10 protein-coding genes and 1 pseudogene are annotated in these 13,658 nt (G+C 50.3%); 6 read left to right on the plus strand and 5 right to left on the minus strand.

What is annotated here, in order from left to right; all coding sequences use genetic code 11:
- Window positions 1-512: 512 nt before the first annotated feature.
- On the minus strand, window positions 513-2,099 hold the full coding sequence (locus tag ACHPFG_RS29925) for a hypothetical protein (protein ID WP_431701194.1): 1,587 nt from the start codon (window positions 2,097-2,099) through the stop codon (window positions 513-515).
- A gap of 250 nt (window positions 2,100-2,349) precedes the next feature.
- Here ACHPFG_RS29925 and ACHPFG_RS29930 point away from each other — a divergent pair.
- Both ACHPFG_RS29930 and ACHPFG_RS29935 read left to right on the plus strand, forming a co-directional pair.
- Window positions 2,350-2,472: pseudogene (locus ACHPFG_RS29930) on the plus strand (IS5/IS1182 family transposase); the annotation flags it as partial.
- Between the two features lie 308 nt (window positions 2,473-2,780).
- Complete coding sequence (locus tag ACHPFG_RS29935; RefSeq protein WP_431701195.1) at window positions 2,781-4,304, plus strand: RNA-directed DNA polymerase; 1,524 nt, start codon at window positions 2,781-2,783, stop codon at window positions 4,302-4,304.
- Window positions 4,305-4,798: 494 nt separating this feature from the next.
- Here the strand turns inward: ACHPFG_RS29935 and ACHPFG_RS29940 are convergent, their stop codons facing one another.
- On the minus strand, window positions 4,799-5,464 hold the full coding sequence (locus ACHPFG_RS29940) for a hypothetical protein (protein WP_431701196.1): 666 nt from the start codon (window positions 5,462-5,464) through the stop codon (window positions 4,799-4,801).
- Window positions 5,465-5,663: 199 nt separating this feature from the next.
- On the opposite strand from ACHPFG_RS29940, the gene ACHPFG_RS29945 reads away from it, so the two are divergent.
- The 3 genes from ACHPFG_RS29945 to ACHPFG_RS29955 all read left to right on the plus strand — a co-directional run bounded on the left by ACHPFG_RS29945 (window position 5,664) and on the right by ACHPFG_RS29955 (window position 6,922).
- Window positions 5,664-5,930 (plus strand): hypothetical protein, encoded by a 267-nt coding sequence (locus tag ACHPFG_RS29945; RefSeq protein ID WP_431701197.1) that lies wholly within the window; start codon window positions 5,664-5,666, stop codon window positions 5,928-5,930.
- The gene (locus tag ACHPFG_RS29950; RefSeq protein WP_431701198.1) at window positions 5,927-6,106 is read left to right on the plus strand and encodes a hypothetical protein; all 180 of its coding nucleotides are present in this window, start codon (window positions 5,927-5,929) and stop codon (window positions 6,104-6,106) included. The genes ACHPFG_RS29945 and ACHPFG_RS29950 overlap by 4 nt, the downstream gene beginning before the upstream one ends.
- Before the next feature lie 234 nt (window positions 6,107-6,340).
- Window positions 6,341-6,922 carry a hypothetical protein gene (locus ACHPFG_RS29955; protein ID WP_431701199.1) on the plus strand — a complete coding sequence of 194 codons (582 nt, stop codon included), beginning with the start codon at window positions 6,341-6,343 and terminating at the stop codon, window positions 6,920-6,922.
- A 418-nt stretch (window positions 6,923-7,340) separates the two neighbouring features.
- Here the strand turns inward: ACHPFG_RS29955 and ACHPFG_RS29960 are convergent, their stop codons facing one another.
- The 3 genes from ACHPFG_RS29960 to ACHPFG_RS29970 form a co-directional block, all read right to left on the minus strand.
- Window positions 7,341-8,144 (minus strand): AbiJ-NTD4 domain-containing protein, encoded by an 804-nt coding sequence (locus ACHPFG_RS29960; protein ID WP_431701200.1) that lies wholly within the window; start codon window positions 8,142-8,144, stop codon window positions 7,341-7,343.
- Window positions 8,145-8,305: 161 nt separating this feature from the next.
- A complete protein-coding gene (locus ACHPFG_RS29965; RefSeq protein WP_431701201.1) occupies window positions 8,306-9,325 on the minus strand; it encodes an HNH endonuclease in 1,020 nt (339 codons plus the stop codon).
- Between the two features lie 343 nt (window positions 9,326-9,668).
- Window positions 9,669-10,670 carry a hypothetical protein gene (locus tag ACHPFG_RS29970; RefSeq protein ID WP_431701202.1) on the minus strand — a complete coding sequence of 334 codons (1,002 nt, stop codon included), beginning with the start codon at window positions 10,668-10,670 and terminating at the stop codon, window positions 9,669-9,671.
- Between the two features lie 1,916 nt (window positions 10,671-12,586).
- Here ACHPFG_RS29970 and ACHPFG_RS29975 point away from each other — a divergent pair.
- Window positions 12,587-13,300, plus strand: coding sequence for an ankyrin repeat domain-containing protein (locus ACHPFG_RS29975; protein ID WP_431701203.1), 714 nt, complete (start codon window positions 12,587-12,589; stop codon window positions 13,298-13,300).
- The last annotated feature ends 358 nt before the right edge of the window (window positions 13,301-13,658 follow it).

Raw genomic sequence — 13,658 nt, forward strand, 5'->3', positions numbered from 1 at the left:
ACTGAATTTGAAGTTGAAGGGCTTACCCATGGATGTAATTTCAGCGCACCGATTTTGTAAAAATCACCGAGCCCAAATTGAAGCAAGTGATCGTTGTGGCTGTTTTTACTGCTTAAGTGTGTTTTCGTCCGCAGAAATCACAGAGTGGGTCGATCTGGATACCACCGCTTTGTGTCCGAAGTGTGGGATTGACGCGGTCATCGGCTCAGCATCCAGCGCGCCGGTTAACCCAGAGTTTCTTTCGAAAATGAACGAGCACTGGTTTTAGACGACCCCATCGTTCGATGGTTTTCGGTCTGTCGGGCATCTACACAGAACGTGGTTTGACCCCGCGCCTTACGATGCTGCTGATCGAATACGTTTTTACACACTCTGGGCCAGAAGCGGACGCTTACACAAACATAGAATTGCTCATAGATCTGATGGTGCATGCGTCCGGCCCGGGGTTTCGTCTCTAGTTTTTGCAGGGCCCGCCGCCTATACAATCCAAGGCAACCGTGGGTGACTCTCCCTCACAGTGCGAAGCCTTGGAAGTATGAACGGTGTCTTTCAAGGGCTTCGTTCTGGATTTTATTGTAGACGTTGTCCGTTCGAAATCCTTGCTTGTACATTTGATCAATTAGACGCTTGATAACTGTTTTGGCGGACATTTCGTAGCGCCTTCTATAGCATTCTAAAAGCATATCAAGAATGTTGTGTTGCCCTGAATAACGTGAAGCGTGCATTAAGACTTCGAAAGTCTCAATGTCAAAAGAGTGCAGTCCAGGGGCAAGATTATTGCCATGACCATCCTCGACGTTGAATTCCATAAAGTTCATCGGGTAATTATTCATGGTAACACTCACAATGGTATAGCGTGAGTCGGCGTTAAACGACGGGTGAGCTTCGTGCTTCAAAATATTTTGCACGGCCTTGAATGCTTGCTTTAAAGGTGTTACGTACAGCTTGTCAACGCTTTTGTCTACGGCCTCTTGGTTGTTTTCTGTGGAAAGGCTGTTATAGAGTGGCCTTGCTGATTTCATCTCAAAAACAGCCAAGGCTGACTTGCCTGGAACTGAGATAATAACGTCGGGGGATAAAATCTTATTTTTCTTGTCTCCAAACACAAACTCTTCAATGACCTCATATTGTGGCAGGTTTTTCATGAAGGTAAATGCATATTCCTGAGCGTATTTCTCGAACTCAAAGCCGAAGAGCGATAGAAACTCACGTTCCTCGCCATTTGCCTTGTGAATTCGATAGAGGAGGTTTTCGAAAAGTAGTTCCTCTAAAAGCTTTCCTTCAACAGGAACATAGCGCCCATCACTAATTTCAAATAGAGGGGTTTCTCGGTACAGCAAGAACTCGTTCGGTTGATCAATAGTGGATTCTGCAAAGGCTCGCCCCTGATCAGCAGAGAAGGAAATTTCCTTCAGGATAGACTTTATCTGATCAACGGAGGTATTGGTACGATTGCTGAGCCACTCAGCGGAAATAGCCCATTCGTTAATGCTTGGCGGCGATTGTCTGCTAGAACCCAAGTTATGCCAGTAATCTATGAGATGATAGATAACGTTGACATACATCTTCAAGGGTACGCCAAGATTTTTTTCAAAAACCTTGATGTAAGGTGCAAGAGAATCTGACCCAAGGAATATGTGCTGAGCGCGTCTTAACTTTGATACTCTATTATCCCGACTGTTGCTCGCATATGCCTTAATCAAAGCATGTAAAGTGTTGTCCTTAGTGTCATCTCCTCGATCGTTAAGCAGCGTAAATGCTTCATGAAGTATCTCGCGTACAGGGCGATGCCCATGAATGCTGGCACTTCCATCCCATTCGCTAAAAATAACACTCCAAAGCCGCCAGCACTGAAGTCGTGAAAAAATACAGAGATTTGCATATTGCTTGCGCTGAGCCTCAGACTTACAGAGTGCTGCAAGCGCCCATTGCCGAAAAGTTCTTTCTTGACCATGAACGAAGGAAAGCCAAGAAAGTACGTTCAGTAACTCGACACGTTGACCATTTTCCAAAATGTTTTTGAAACTACGTGGCCTTTGATAAAACTTAGCATGCGACAATAAAATTTCCGCATTTGCCATTTTGTTGATATCAAGCATCCCTTCTCTCCGAATCCGAAATCTCAAAGCCTCACGGGCCCATTGCTTGCGCCAAGATACCTACGTCTGAGCGGCCCACCCATGATATCAAAAAGACATCGCCCTACTGGAAAAACTTCGTTTTGACTGTTCTGCCGGGTAGGCTTCTGGGATGCCTAGGCTCTGTACGAAATCCCGAGAAACGCCATGGCTTCCTTAGGAAGCTTAAATTCTGTCGGGTTCTCGGCTATCTACGGAAAGGAATTCTGTAATGGCTAAGCGTTACGAACTCTCGGATGAGGACTGGACTATGGTCGCCGATCTCTTCATTGGAATCCATGGCAAGGCGCGGCTCCGCCTGATGCTAGATGTCGTGCTCTGGGTCGTTTTCAGCCGATCGCGATAGACAGCAATCGGCCCAGAGTGTGTAAAAACGCTTCGCCAAAATTGAAGTGCGCGCGTCTACGTTAAATCTGAAACTTATCGGCAAGTCTGCAGATGTGGACTTCGCGTAGAAACGCGATTTCCAGTCCGGTTTGGAGTACCTGACGCGCTCAAAAACGTTTTTACACAGCCTGGGCCAAGAGCGGACAGTTAGTACTGGCGGCGGCCGGAAAAATAATGTTATGGCTTACCGACAAATCTAGGCACAATTTTGGGAGTTAACGGAAAACCTCAATACTTCAATGGAAGGCATAAATTATGGCAATACTTAGCGAAAAATCGCTTGACTTTGCACGCGAACACATAAGCAAGTACTACGACTCAGATTTCTTTCCTAAGCCAATCGAGTACGAGGCCCTCTGGTATCACTGGGAGGACGTGAAAAAAGAGCTGATGGCAAAGAACATTGCTAAATTGTGGGTAACCCAACCACGAGCCATGACCATAGCAAAACCTAAGGGTGGTTTTCGAATCGTTCATCAGCTTGAACCCATCGACTCCGTGATTTACACCGCCTTGGCTTGCGAGGTCACAGAGGCGGTCGAAAAAGCACGCATACCCAGCGAAGAAAATATTGCTTGCTCGTACCGCCTTCAAATTTCAGACGGAAATTTTTTTGGGGCAGGATCAGGATGGGCAAATTTCACCCAAAAAACTGAAGAACTCGCTGAACAGTACAGTACCGTGCTAATTACCGACATCACTGATTTTTACAATCAGATTTATCTTCACCGTCTGAATAACGCGATCGAGATCGCTGACTCCGCGCTAAAACCTCTTGGTGATGACATAGAGACTTTTCTTTCAACACAAAACAGTAAGTCTTCTCAGGGAATCCCGGTTGGCCCCGCTGCTAGCATCATAATGGCCGAGGCGATATTTATAGACATTGATCGTTTCTTGAAAGATCAAGGAGTGCACCATACACGGTACGTCGATGATATACGAATTTTTTCAAATTCGACTAGGCAGCTATCCAGTGTACTTGAATGCCTTACATTGTATTTATATGAAAATCACCGCCTAACAGTGTCTTCTGAGAAGACATTTTTAATGAACTCCAAAGAGTTCATTGAAAAACACCTACACAATCACTATGCCGAAGAGAAGGTTCAGCTCCTTGAAACTCTGGAGATCTTCAACTCATATACTAACGAAATGGAAGAGGTAGAAATAGAAATAGAAGACGAAGATTTAATATTAGAGATTCAATTATTGGCAGCGATAGAAAAAATCATTACTTATGAGCACCTTGACTTAGGCCTTGCAAGAAGCATTATCAGATCCGCTCGCCGCAACAAGCAGGCAAATATTGCCACCGTGATCTTCTCAAACTTTGATTTCTTCGCACCCGTCATAAACGACGTCGTACTATATCTGCATGAAGTTACAGACGATTATTTTGCGAAGCAATTCCTGTCCGTCATTGAAGAAATAATCGAAAAATCCTCTGTCGATAGCCAGATATGCCGTTTTTGGCTCGAATGGTACATTGCCCAAAACCTCATCTTATTGAAATCGCCGGCACTACACGCGTTTATTTTCAATGGGCCGAACATTGAAAACCAGGCTCAGGCTGCAATCACTAACAAAAATGTAGCTTGGGTACGAAATCATAAAGCGACTGTTTATAATCTTGGCGGAAAGGCTCGCAGAGCCGTTCTGAATTCGTCAAGAATATTACCAAGTGATGAACGCACACACTGGCTCAAATTATTTATTAGCAACTCTCCGGTCTTGTTAGATCGGCTGGTGGCGCAATGGGTGCAAAAAACCGCCTGAGTTTGTATAGTTTCATATTAGAAACCACTGACACCGATGTTGTTCGATCGCCTCCATAAAATCGCCCAAACCGAAGATCAAAGCGTTTGGGCTATTTTGTACCTGCTGCCGATGCGTCCGAATAGGACATTACGCCGACCGCATATCTACTTTGGCCAGAGTCGGCTTTGGGTCGACTCCAGCCGGACGAGGGCATGCAGTTCGCCGGTCAAGTCTCGTGCAAACGCCTGGTCACGTCGAATGCAAACGACTGGTCAGTGGCAATGCAAACGGGCGGCCAAGTGGAATGCAATTCTCCAGCCGCTACACCACAAGATTGATACCCGGCGGCGTAACAGCTGAAATCAGCTGGAGCCGGCGTTCTATAGATTAGTGGCGGCCACACGCAGCCTCCCGCAGGGGCGCTCAATACACCAGAGAGACTCGATGCATCCTTGGCAGGGGTACACACCCCCCGCTGGCCAGGGACGTCTTCTCGCGACACCAAACGACATCTACCCTAAAGCCATAATCTGATCGAGGGTGCTTTCGTCGCGAAAACTCATCATCTCGTTGAACAGCTCCTCTGGCAGTACCCGAGACGCTGGAAGATGATCGATGAGGTAAAGCCGGATAGTCTGGGTAAAGTGAGACGTAACCGCTGAGCGAATTCGATCTTCTAGCTCCTCTGCTTTGTACCCGCTGCCATAGTCGAATATGGCAGATCTCCATCGGCTTTTGAGGAGATGGAAGCTCAGGACATTTCTTGAGGCCTTGGCGCTCGTTCTATGGTGGGGCTCTGCCGTGACTCTGTGGAAATAGGCTGAGTCGATACGGAACATCTCCTTCAATCCCGACCCTGAGTCATCCCAAAACTCTGGGATGACAAAAATGAGCCGCTGTAAGAAATCGTCCGATAGCTCGCGGGGAGGGGTTACCGTCACCAGCATATTCCCGATGTGCTCAGGAAAAGCAACGTCACGCTCCTTCCATCGAAAATCGAAGCTGATATGAAATTTCTTCATGTCGGCCTCTTCCGCTTGCTGCAGCTTTTCCGTCACCAGGTAGCGAAGGCTGTCGCTCACGGCTACCCCCGCATTTTCGACCATAGCCGAGTAATTCGCGTACTCCACTGGATCGAATCGGACGCTGATTGCCTTTTTGACTTTGTTCTCAGACACGTTTACGCACCTCTTTACGTCTACTTTTTAAAACAGGTGACAAACCCATGAGCAGCGATTATGGTTGCCTCACCCGCCGATGTCGAGCCCACGCCGCAAACGTCTCGCCGCACCGGCAGGGCAGCTGAGCCAAGCCCCCCATGGACTGGCTCACCCATTCAGCAAAAAACTGGGCCAAGCCCACTACAGGACTTCACGAATGACGACATTCAACCCCCACATCGCTGCAGATCCTGCAGCACAACAGGCAGCAGCGCCTGCCCCCGCTGCCGGTGAATACTCAGAGCAATACACGATGAAGCGCCAGCAACGCCTGTCACTCACCCAGGAGGAAGCCGATTCGGTAAACCGCCAACTTGATTTGATGGAGCGATGCACCGGCAAACGTATTTCCGTGAACAAGCTCATTAAGCAGGCGACTTTGCAGAAAGCGGAACAGGTTTTGGAACAGGGGAAAAATAAATGAGCCGCAAATCCGCTCCACCCGCCATCGCTGGCAAACCCATTTTGGTTACCTTTGGGGTCAACCAGACCAGCAAGGTCAACAAAGCGGCCAACATGCTGAACAAGTCTCCATGCCAATTCATACTCGACTCGACGATGGAGGCTTGCGAATCAGCCCGCAAAGTACCTAAGCCTTAATGGCTATCGTGTTAGCAGTGCTCGGCGACCTCTGAGGTATCCCCCCCCTTGAGTCGTCGAGCCACCTGCACGATTCTAGGGATCACCCCTACTCAGCGTCTCCATCCAGAGTACTCGCCGCAGAAACCCAATGACCATCGGCATCACTAAATTCTGTAAAATGGGAAAGTGCGGTTCTGACACGGCCAGTGGTGACGTGAGAATGGAGCCATCAGGTAGTTAAGGATTGCTGGCATGTCACGTTTCAAGGCGCCGCCGCCTCAGGCGATACCGGTCGAGTTCGACCATCACGAAGATTTCAATATTGCTCACCCCTCCACAGGCCTGGAATCCTGGGGATTGGTGAAGGTCACCAGCCAGTTATTGCAACAGCCTGGCGGGGATATCTACCTCAGGGCGGGCAAGCACATCGGGCCCCACAAAGGCTTCGGTGTACGCCACATCTGGCAAGAGCGTGGCCATGACCTGGTAAAGTGGGGCTACCCAACGGTCTATGACGTACCGCGTTTTGTGTCCGACATCATCGTGCATGGCACAAACATCGTTTGTGAGTTTGACTCGATGAAGGGGAACGAGCGACTGATCGTGCTCCGGGGTCGCAAAGGGTGTGCAGTATTAGCAGCTTGGCCTATCGGCGATGACCAGCTCTATTACAGCGTGGTGACGGCTTATCGCAACCGTACGCCGAACGGGAAAGCTGTCGGGATGATTGAGGATTTTCAAATCCCAGAAACGCCAAAGGCGCCAGATTTGGCGCCCTTGACTGAAGAAGATATGCGGGATGGTAGTCGCAGCGCTTGCTTAGCTAACCCCTAGGGGTTGGGTCACATGCCAACAGACCGAAGTCTGATGCCGCTACCACACGGATGGCGTCTCCGTGCAATCCACACTCCAGATCCAATTTCGCCTGATGATCTCGGAGCCCTGCTCTTATTTCCCGCACACCCACTATAGCGTCACGACCTGCGTTATACAAGGTGAAATCCCATGATGGGAAGTGAGGACTGGTTATTTCAGATGAAGCATAAGCCACCAAAACAGGGACAAAAACCACCCCATTTGACGCTCGAATTGCCTGGCGAGTCCCAGCGCTGATTGAGCTCGGGCTTGCTTCTCCAGTATCTTGAGTCCGTTATGCTTGGGTCGCAACGGATAAGCGTGACCAGGCTTCTTAAACCGATGCAGGCATCGGCGGATCATTCCCAATCTACGATGGAAAGGCTACCGGTTGGAATCACTTCGATTTTTTGATCAGATAGCTGCTGACCGAGGCGCACAGGCCAACAACGAGCTCAGCATCCTCAAAAGAAGGTTCACGCCCTTCTTGGATGTGCCGTCCGAACTCCGAGGCGTACGCCCAGGTTTTAATGACTGCCTGATCCAACGGTGTTGGAATCAACGTTCGGCAATCATTCATGATCTTGCCCAAGGTCGCTTGTTGGTCACCAGTGACCTGCCGAGCGACGCACTCCAGCGAGGCCATGGCGTGCTGAATGGCTCCCGTAGGGTCTGGAGACGGTCGGCGTGAGAGGTCGGCGATCGCCTGGTGCAATTCTTTGCTGGCCGTGACGTGCCCGTGTTGATGCTCTGTGTCTTTTGCCGAGGTCAAAACCTGCTCAAAGGATTCAGAACCACGGATTTCGATTCGACCATCAAGCAGCTTCCACCCTATACCGTGCTCGATGAAGAACTCGTTCAAATCAGTAGTGAAGTGTTCGTACACGCCAGAATCATATCTACGGTTGCCGAGGTAGTCATCGAGCCGCTCAATGACGTCATACACCTTGAACCACCTGCACTGCTCAAGCCGCTGAACGTTTTCCTCATGGATATTGGGTCTCTCACTCCAGTTCTGCTTATCGGGCAAAACTTTCAAGGTCTGACAGATGATTTGGCGAAGGTCTGAGGGCTTGAGACCACATTCGTAGCTCAATTGAATCAGGTACTCCTGCAGCGCTTGCGGTGCGTCTTCCCGGACGGTGATTTCGGCTTCATCGACCTGCGAAAAACCGTGACGCCTTGAAAATGAGTCCTTCATCCTTACCCTCCGCCTCAACTAGTCCGATGGCAAATCACCACAGCGAGCTAGCTCGATAATGCCTGACATTCAGGCATTGGGATAGGACAGAGGAGCCCGAACTACAAGTGAAGCGCGGCGTCACTTTCGCCACTGTCTTCATCGCCCTCAAAATCGAAATCCTACAATTCCTCATCTTCAGCCTCATGACCTATGAGGCCGCTTTGGTAGAGACCAATCTCGTAGAGCCTTCCCTTAAGCTCATGATGGGCGCTACGGATCGCCAAGACTGTAGCCTCGATAATCAGGTCTCCCTGAACATTCCTTTGGATGCTGTTTACACGCAGCAGACAGCCCAAGGTCTGCACCCCCAAGAGCCAGTTGGTGCGGGCTGAACCCGAAGTTCCCTCATTTCTATCGAACACGAAGGAGATTTCGACATTGTTGACGGATCGACGCCCCCTGACCAAGTCAGCTCCCGAGCCGCAATCTGACATGCCAGAGAAGGTATATGCCCCCTGGATGAACACCAGGTCGCCAGGTGTGACAAGAAAACCGAGAGTGCCCCGGTCTAAGTCATCCGAAATATTCCTGACGCAGGCGAACGCCATGATGGCCCGCAACATGTTGGTCATGTATCGATACAGTGAGAGCGAGAGCGCTTGTCCCACGTACAAAACGCCCGCCCTAGAGGAAAGGAAGCCGTCCTCATCACACGCGGCGTTGCGCAACGCACTCTGAAAGCCATCGAGCTGAGTGATGTCCACTCCAACCTGCTGAGCGATTTCGAACACTCTGAAATGGTTGAAGTACCACCACTGACAGCTCATCAGCTGGGTAGATGTGAATATGGCCAGGGGATCGAGTCGACTCACCTCCTGTTCCCAGACCGCCTTCTGCGCCTTGAGTCGGTCAGCTGTGAGCGTAAGTTCCAGAGAATGCGTGGAATGCGCCTCCCCATGATGGATGGAGCAAAGAACTGCGAGGTTGGCCGGAGAATGATCGCGACTTTCCGCCCATGGTTTGATGTGATGAACGATGACTGGGCTCTCAGCGTCTCGACACACACAGCAAAGCCAGCGATTGTCATAAAGCGTCTTGATGAGGACGTCCGGTGGTATCGGCGGCCTGCCCTTCCCGAGAATCACGGGCACGGCGCTTTCACTGAGCCCCAGTTCGAGCAGTTTCTCCGGACGTTGCATTTGGAGCTTTGCGAGCGTCCACTTCTCCTCCCGAAGCTTCCTGGCCAACGCACTGTCTACCCCTCGTGACATGAGGGCCCGTTCAACTGGATTTCTGGTCAAGAGCTCGATTCCGTTTTGAGATCAATGAAAGATTCCGATGGCGATCCGCGCCACTGCCTGAGGTCATCGGAGATCACATGCAGAACAAGAAAGCTCCGTGGCCCCTGAGAGATAACGATTGGAAGTTCGAACGGGCCTCCCATGGATCACGCCATTGTGCAGACAGCGCAGATACTGGGCTTCGTAGCGAAATAGATCCTACGTTCATGCTTTCGGATGAGCTCTAGGCTAGGTGGCAGTCTCAATCGATCTTCGGCACCATTGAAAAGCTGCTGGTATACAGAAACGCAGGCACTGATTCGAGATCAATCTCTGTCCAACTGTATCCTAGTGAGCGCATCCCTCCTTTGATATACGGGTATTTATCGAACAGAATTCCGTTGTAGCTCGGTTTGAATAGACTTATGAGATATGCCTCCACCTCGCGAGTCAGAGCCTCGTCACCTAGTACGACGTTTGGCTCAGCCATAAACCGTTCAACTGATTCTTCATTATCATCCAGTGAAAGCACAATAGGATCAGGGCCGGCCATAGGATGGTCAGCCGCACCGCCTAACATTGGCATGTCATCCACTCCAGTAATCTGGAGGATCACAAGAGATGTCTCAAGTTGAACACGCGCCTCAGGCGCTTTCCCTACCTCGCGTTCGCGGGTCAAGATGCGCTGCATCTTCTCGTGACCGGTGAGTCGTTCCCAGACTTTTTGCGAGAAGCTCTTTCCGATGTAGTGCACCTTGAAATCCAGGAAACAGAGCGGGTCAAAGCCCTCAGCGACCTCAATCTCCAGCCCCTTAACTAGCATCTCATAGAGCAATTTCTGCGGGCTCCACCACACAATGAAATCACCGTTTTCCCGGTAAAGCTTAAACCCGCCTACATTTCGAATAGGCTGCTGATCGTTCGATTCGTCAGAATAGAAACCCACCTGTATGTCGATCGTTTCACCATCTTGGCAGATACCAGCGGCGACCAGATTTACTCTGCATGGCAGCGACGGCTTGTCCCCATCTGCTATCTCGAACCGGATGTATTTGTCGTCAAACGTTACGTTATCGAAGTAGGTGAGCGGGCGCTGAACAATGAGGTAGATAGTGGATGCGTCCCACCGCCCCCGGATAACCGTCTCCTCCTGAAGGGTATCGAACTCGTACGCAGAGACAATTGGATAGGTCATGCTGACGATGGCGCGTGCAAAGCGCATAGCGGAAACCTTCGAGCCGGTAGTATCTTCTGTATCGGTCACGTTTTTCAGTCTCTAGTCTGCTTTGAAGTGCTCAATCAGGAGTCAACCTTCCGTTGCTCTGTGGCATAGGTAGATGTAGAGGCAAGACTAGCCCATAACAATACCGGTCTCCTTAAGGTCATGTGGGGGTAGATGCAGGACAAGAAAGCTCCGAGCCCATTACCCCCCTTGGAGTTCGCAGAAATGATGCAAGAGTGCAGCGAATCAGGCGAATGGATGTCCGCACAGTTGCGATCAAAATCGGGCAGACAGGCCAACACAATCCATGAGGCGCTTACAATCGATCGAAGGATTACAGGGAGATCATCCCCATAGGCTTCGCAGACGATAGACCAGAGCTGACGATCAGACAGTGGGGCCATAGGATCCGATGTCGGGCTCGCATTCATCAATAAATTGGCAACATCGTCCGAAGCGCGGCGAGAATCCAGATCCACCTGTAAACCATTTTTTTGACGTGTTAACCGCCGAGGTTTACAGATCAAAAATTTAGTTTACATATCCGAATTTTCGAAGCGCGCAGTAGGTCACCGGGTGCGTCTTGCTAGAACATTGAAGGCGACGGACGCTTGCAGACGCCTGTTGTCCGAGACGGGTGGAATTTCAGACGGACTGATCCCAGCAAAAAAGCCCTATTGGTTTGACGTCAAAGCGTAAGCAGCAGCCTGCGGCTACAAAGGAAAGCGATTTCTCCTTGGCCCCCGGCCCACCCATTCCAACCTCAGCTTCACACCAGACCCTCAACCCGTGTGATTTAGAAGCCGTAAATATCAGACGTAAAGCCGGTGGGATCCTGTAAGAAAATCGGTGCCTGGGCCACTGCAGCTTTTCTCTTGCTCTCAAATATAAGAACTCCGTCTCGCTTAAAAATTTTCAAGAGGGGGGGGTGGAAATAAAACGGTCTTTGGCGACGAACGGTAGCAGAATTGGCTTTTTGGCAATCCGGCACCAGACGCTTAAAATCTTTGAAAAGATGCGATAATTGGTCAAATTCTTATCGAAAACACTTCAATCTTACTGTCTTGAAACGAGATCTTTTGCATTGAGGTAATCCCTGGCGAGATAACTGAAGACCTTGGCAAACTGCAAATCTCCCAGGTTCCGGGCTTTGCGGCGTGCGGCTCTAGCTCTGTCAATGGGAGGTAATCCCCCTCATCCTGAAATGCGTGCTCAAACCTGATACACCTCGGACTCAGAATTCCAAGTCTGCAACAGGCCCACCTGCTTAGGCATACATACCGTGATCCATCCGTAATAGCTCGCCATGGGCATCTGCGTATCCCACAGGTGTACACAGCACCATGCAGGATGCCTGACGGCCTACACCTACTACAGACCTCACAAGCCATCGCTGCGCCTTCCTCCGACTTCCAAACACTTCAAGCGCGATCGAAAACATATGCTCGTAACGCCCCTGAAAACAGCGATACCTAGCACTCCAGCAGCCGATTGGGGAGCGAACGCATCGTCCGACAATCTTAAGTTCATTCATGCTTCAGCCTCTTGTGATAATGGTCTGGTCGTCTCTCGTACTCTGTGTATAGGGCATCCCGACACCCTATACAACGGCTGCGAAATTGCGCTCCACTTGACCACCCGTTTGAGTTCGACCTGACCAGTCACGTGCATTCGCTCTGACCAACGATTGCATCGGATTCAACCAGCACGCGTTGTAACCATGATCGGCAGAGAACGGCCAAAAGCGGCCTTCGGGTGTCTACGGAACTAGGTGCGCAAGCCAATAAAAACCCAGTAAACTTTAATCTATGGGGTTAACAAGCCCTCCTACTTGATGCAAGCCTTCAATTTTTTTGATCGAGAGCGTGCGTACTCAGCGATATCTCAAGATCGTCTGCTACTATTTTGCCATCCATTGAACACCCGTAAACTCACTTCTAACAAATGGACTTGTCTGAATGAGCGAATTGAGTTTTAGAAACGATCTCAGCAACCTCATGCGTGATTGTGACCTGCAGCAGCTTCTGGATTTCATTGGGCATGACTATGACTTTGAAGCTGATCCCCACAGCGTGCTCGACAAAGCCGCCTATTACGGCAGGGAGGAAATACTCCTGCATGCGCTCGACCATGGAGGAAACCCCAATGGTACGGGTGAACTCTCAACGCCGCTGGCGTCGGTCTGCGGAAGGGGCGACTTAAAGCTTGGGAAGTTGCTGCTCAAACGCGGAGCAGAGGTCGACCTGAAAGATAAGTTCGGCCGTACAGCAATGATATCGGCGGTGTACAACGGGACGATTGCTGCAGCCAAGTTGCTAGCGGATGCAGGCGCAAGTCTGGACGGCGCTATGGAGGCGGCAGTGGACAAGCTTCGTATTGCCTTCGTGAAATTTCTTATCGAGGTCGGCGCACCCATTGACCAGGTCGATCGCTACGGGCTGACGCCCTTGCTCCACGCGTGCAGTGCCGGAAAGAAAAAGGGAAGTGAGATCGCTATGTTGCTTCTGCAAGCAGGAGCGGACGCTACCTACGTTCGGGAGGAAGATGGTATGTCTGCTATCAAACTCGGCTATTCGGGTTACGGTGAGTGTTCTGCGCAAGTCTTCGCTGAATTGAGGGCACGAGGGGCTCCAGAGCCTGAGTGGGGTTCTCAAATTGTGCAGTTGAGGTGACTTTCTAGCGTCATGGGAGACGAAAGCTGAGTGGTAGTCGGGCAAAAGCTAAATTGCTAGTCAGCCCGTCGGTCTGCAGTGCGGTGAGATCACTCACTCTTAAGCGGGGCGGATAACAGCCTCACGCGAGCGCCCGCTTTCGACCCATAGCTGCCCGTGGCGAATCCCCACGATCGATTAAAAATCGTCGCAAGTTAAACAGCACCTTCGAGCTCTAAAAGAAAATCGCACTACAACTATTATCGATCCGCCTTAATCGAACCGTGGTCGGTCAAGGTTTTATCGAAACCGCTCCTAAATATAGTAGGTTACCACTCGAAAATGAGCTACGCCTCAAGCAAGTCCGATAAATGCGTTA

This window comes from Pseudomonas sp. BR20, from assembly GCF_050780135.1.
Taxonomy (GTDB): domain Bacteria; phylum Pseudomonadota; class Gammaproteobacteria; order Pseudomonadales; family Pseudomonadaceae; genus Aquipseudomonas.